Here is a 1,361-nt window from a genome sequence, read left to right on the forward strand (position 1 = left end):
GTTTTCTATCGAAATGACGGGCATTTAATATAGAAAGTTTAATGCTAAAACGTTGACGTTTTTATTGATTTTCTTCAGTTTTCAATGTTCAATTTGTTTCGTTTTCCGCCATCATCATCGGGCGACTTAAATAATATAGCACGATTAAAAATAGAGAGCAAGTCTTTTTTTAAAAAAATTAAAACAGCCATTTTCAAATGACTGTTTTTCCAACGCTATTTTCAATGTAAAGATCTCTTCTTTTAACAAGATCAAGAACTTCTCCATTATGCAGCTGTACAAGCGGTCTTGTTCGATGCATTTGCTGAACAAATAATACTTTTGCTTCACGTCCATCTGATAATGTAACAGCTGTCCCGGGTGCCAATTCTGCTACGAGTGAAAATAATGCATTCATAATAGAAAGATCGAATTTCTCGAACAAATCCTGCTGAATGATTTCAACAACCTTAAAGGCAGACTGTGCGCCTTGAAACAGCCGATCTGTTGTCAATGCATGATACGTATCGGCAAGCCCGACAATTTGTGCAAGTGCATGAATTTTACTTCCCTTTGCACCAGCCGGGTAACCGGATCCGTCTAATCGTTCATGATGCTGATAAATGGCCAGTTTTGCTTCGGCCTTTAATAACTTTAAATCTTTCACCATCTTGTAACCGACAATCGGATGATTTTGTATTTCTTTATATTCCTGCTCTGTAAGGGCTGTGCTCTTATTTAAAAGAGAAGAATTAATTTTTGACATACCGCAATCGGCAAGGAGGCCGGACAATGCTGATTGAACAATCATGCCTTTTTCATAATTCATTTTCTTCGCAATCGCCCCACTCAGGATACCAACCGCCGCCATATGGTGAAATAGATATTCATCTTTCCTTGAAAAAGAAGACAATCTCTCCAGCTGCTCTGGGTTTTCCAGTATATAGTCCAGCAATGGTAAAATAATCGTTCTCATTCGCGCAATTTCTACATTCATTCCAGATTGCCACTTTTGAAACTCTTCTTTTATTCCTTTTAATGTTTTATAGTACAGCTGCTCCGTTTTAACAACAATAGGACTGAATGCGTTTAATGAAGCAGATGAATAAATCGTTGAAATCGGATCTTCTGTTTCCAAAACAACATCAACCGATGAAATCGAAAATGCTTTTAAAAAGCGTATATGCTGCTCTGTTAAAACAGTTCCTTCTTTAATAATTGGATGATTTGTTCCGACAATAACTCCTTCTTTAAGCTGCCAGCCCGGTTTAAGATCTTCTATACTGACGTGCAAATCCCTCACCCCTTTTCATTAAGTCTTTACACCTAATTATAGTGAACCATAAATACAAATGATAGACAAAAAAGGGGCTGTCCCAAAA

At 37.2% G+C, this 1,361-nt stretch carries 1 protein-coding gene; it reads right to left on the reverse strand.

Going from position 1 to position 1,361, the window contains the following annotated elements; all coding sequences use genetic code 11:
* Nucleotides 1–193 precede the first annotated feature (193 nt).
* Nucleotides 194–1,273, reverse strand: coding sequence for an HD-GYP domain-containing protein (locus tag BTO30_RS16700; protein ID WP_075399820.1), 1,080 nt, complete (start codon nucleotides 1,271–1,273; stop codon nucleotides 194–196).
* Nucleotides 1,274–1,361 lie beyond the last annotated feature (88 nt).

Origin of the sequence: Domibacillus antri, assembly GCF_001936625.1 — a bacterium.
GTDB classification, from domain to species: domain Bacteria; phylum Bacillota; class Bacilli; order Bacillales; family Domibacillaceae; genus Domibacillus; species Domibacillus antri.